Origin of the sequence: Pseudomonas sp. PDM25 (assembly GCF_019219045.1) — a bacterium.
Lineage (GTDB): Bacteria > Pseudomonadota > Gammaproteobacteria > Pseudomonadales > Pseudomonadaceae > Aquipseudomonas.
The window spans coordinates 1-3303 of sequence record NZ_JAHUWL010000045.1 but is presented as its reverse complement, the minus strand read 5'-3'; the positions used below and the strand labels follow the sequence as shown (position 1 = coordinate 3303).

The window sequence follows — 3303 nt, the reverse complement described above, 5'->3', positions numbered from 1 at the left end:
AAACCCCTACCTGCATACGCAGATAGGGGTTTCGGAATTTAATCTTGACGATGACCTACTCTCACATGGGGAAACCCCACACTACCATCGGCGATGCATCGTTTCACTGCTGAGTTCGGGATGGGATCAGGTGGTTCCAATGCTCTATGGTCGTCAAGAAATTCGGGTACTGAGTCGTAGCCAGTTGGCTTCGCTTCAGCAAATTGGGTATGTGACAGCTTTCGGTGTTTTGTGAGATTCGAACTTTCGGTTCATTTCGTCTTCACACACCGCAATCTGGCCTTTCGACGCAAATTGCTTGGGTGTTATATGGTCAAGCCTCACGGGCAATTAGTATTGGTTAGCTCAACGCCTCACAGCGCTTACACACCCAACCTATCAACGTCGTAGTCTTCGACGGCCCTTCAGGGGACTCAAGGTCCCAGTGAGATCTCATCTTGAGGCTAGTTTCCCGCTTAGATGCTTTCAGCGGTTATCTATTCCGAACATAGCTACCCGGCAATGCCACTGGCGTGACAACCGGAACACCAGAGGTTCGTCCACTCCGGTCCTCTCGTACTAGGAGCAGCCCCTCTCAAATCTCAAACGTCCACGGCAGATAGGGACCGAACTGTCTCACGACGTTCTAAACCCAGCTCGCGTACCACTTTAAATGGCGAACAGCCATACCCTTGGGACCGGCTTCAGCCCCAGGATGTGATGAGCCGACATCGAGGTGCCAAACACCGCCGTCGATATGAACTCTTGGGCGGTATCAGCCTGTTATCCCCGGAGTACCTTTTATCCGTTGAGCGATGGCCCTTCCATACAGAACCACCGGATCACTAAGACCTACTTTCGTACCTGCTCGACGTGTCTGTCTCGCAGTCAAGCGCGCTTTTGCCTTTATACTCTACGACCGATTTCCGACCGGTCTGAGCGCACCTTCGTACTCCTCCGTTACTCTTTAGGAGGAGACCGCCCCAGTCAAACTACCCACCATACACTGTCCTCGATCCGGATAACGGACCTGAGTTAGAACCTCAAAGTTGCCAGGGTGGTATTTCAAGGTTGGCTCCACGCGAACTGGCGTCCACGCTTCAAAGCCTCCCACCTATCCTACACAAGCAAATTCAAAGTCCAGTGCAAAGCTATAGTAAAGGTTCACGGGGTCTTTCCGTCTAGCCGCGGATACACTGCATCTTCACAGCGATTTCAATTTCACTGAGTCTCGGGTGGAGACAGCGCCGCCATCGTTACGCCATTCGTGCAGGTCGGAACTTACCCGACAAGGAATTTCGCTACCTTAGGACCGTTATAGTTACGGCCGCCGTTTACCGGGGCTTCGATCAAGAGCTTCGCGTTAGCTAACCCCATCAATTAACCTTCCGGCACCGGGCAGGCGTCACACCCTATACGTCCACTTTCGTGTTTGCAGAGTGCTGTGTTTTTAATAAACAGTCGCAGCGGCCTGGTATCTTCGACCGGCATGGGCTTACGCAGTAAATGCTTCACCCTCACCGGCGCACCTTCTCCCGAAGTTACGGTGCCATTTTGCCTAGTTCCTTCACCCGAGTTCTCTCAAGCGCCTTGGTATTCTCTACCCAACCACCTGTGTCGGTTTGGGGTACGGTTCCTGGTTACCTGAAGCTTAGAAGCTTTTCTTGGAAGCATGGCATCAACCACTTCGTCACCCAAAGGGTAACTCGTCATCAGCTCTCGGCCTTAGAATCCCGGATTTACCTAAGATTCCAGCCTACCACCTTAAACTTGGACAACCAACGCCAAGCTGGCCTAGCCTTCTCCGTCCCTCCATCGCAATAACCAGAAGTACAGGAATATTAACCTGTTTTCCATCGACTACGCTTTTCAGCCTCGCCTTAGGGACCGACTAACCCTGCGTCGATTAACGTTGCGCAGGAAACCTTGGTCTTTCGGCGTGGGTGTTTTTCACACCCATTGTCGTTACTCATGTCAGCATTCGCACTTCTGATACCTCCAGCAAGCTTCTCAACTCACCTTCACAGGCTTACAGAACGCTCCTCTACCGCATCACCTAAGTGATACCCGTAGCTTCGGTGTATGGTTTGAGCCCCGTTACATCTTCCGCGCAGGCCGACTCGACTAGTGAGCTATTACGCTTTCTTTAAAGGGTGGCTGCTTCTAAGCCAACCTCCTAGCTGTCTAAGCCTTCCCACATCGTTTCCCACTTAACCATAACTTTGGGACCTTAGCTGACGGTCTGGGTTGTTTCCCTTTTCACGACGGACGTTAGCACCCGCCGTGTGTCTCCCATGCTCGGCACTTGTAGGTATTCGGAGTTTGCATCGGTTTGGTAAGTCGGGATGACCCCCTAGCCGAAACAGTGCTCTACCCCCTACAGTGATACATGAGGCGCTACCTAAATAGCTTTCGAGGAGAACCAGCTATCTCCGAGCTTGATTAGCCTTTCACTCCGATCCACAGGTCATCCGCTAACTTTTCAACGGTAGTCGGTTCGGTCCTCCAGTTAGTGTTACCCAACCTTCAACCTGCCCATGGATAGATCGCCCGGTTTCGGGTCTATTCCCAGCGACTAGACGCCCTATTAAGACTCGCTTTCGCTACGCCTCCCCTATTCGGTTAAGCTCGCCACTGAAAATAAGTCGCTGACCCATTATACAAAAGGTACGCAGTCACCCAACAAAGTGGGCTCCCACTGCTTGTACGCATACGGTTTCAGGATCTATTTCACTCCCCTCTCCGGGGTTCTTTTCGCCTTTCCCTCACGGTACTAGTTCACTATCGGTCAGTCAGTAGTATTTAGCCTTGGAGGATGGTCCCCCCATATTCAGACAAAGTTTCTCGTGCTCCGTCCTACTCGATTTCATGACTAAGAGATTTTCGCGTACAGGGCTATCACCCACTATGGCCGTACTTTCCAGAACGTTCCGCTAATCTCAAAGCCACTTAAGGGCTAGTCCCCGTTCGCTCGCCACTACTAAGGGAATCTCGGTTGATTTCTTTTCCTCAGGGTACTTAGATGTTTCAGTTCCCCTGGTTCGCCTCTTAAGCCTATGTATTCAGCTTAAGATAACCATCTTATGATGGCTGGGTTCCCCCATTCAGACATCTCCGGATCAAAGTCTGTTTGCCGACTCCCCGAAGCTTTTCGCAGGCTACCACGTCTTTCATCGCCTCTGACTGCCAAGGCATCCACCGTATGCGCTTCTTCACTTGACCATATAACCCCAAGCAATCTGGTTATACTGTGAAGACGACATTCGCCGAAAATTCGATTCTTGCTCAAAGAGCAACTCACAAATTTTACCTTAGCCTGATCCG

The 3303-nt window shown here is 51.3% G+C and carries 2 rRNA genes; both read right to left on the bottom strand.

Going from position 1 to position 3303, the window contains the following annotated elements:
• Positions 1-42 precede the first annotated feature (42 nt).
• Positions 43-158 (bottom strand): 5S ribosomal RNA (rrf, locus tag KW848_RS31200).
• Between the two features lie 151 nt (positions 159-309).
• Positions 310-3201: ribosomal RNA gene (locus KW848_RS31195) — 23S ribosomal RNA — on the bottom strand.
• Positions 3202-3303: the final 102 nt, after the last annotated feature.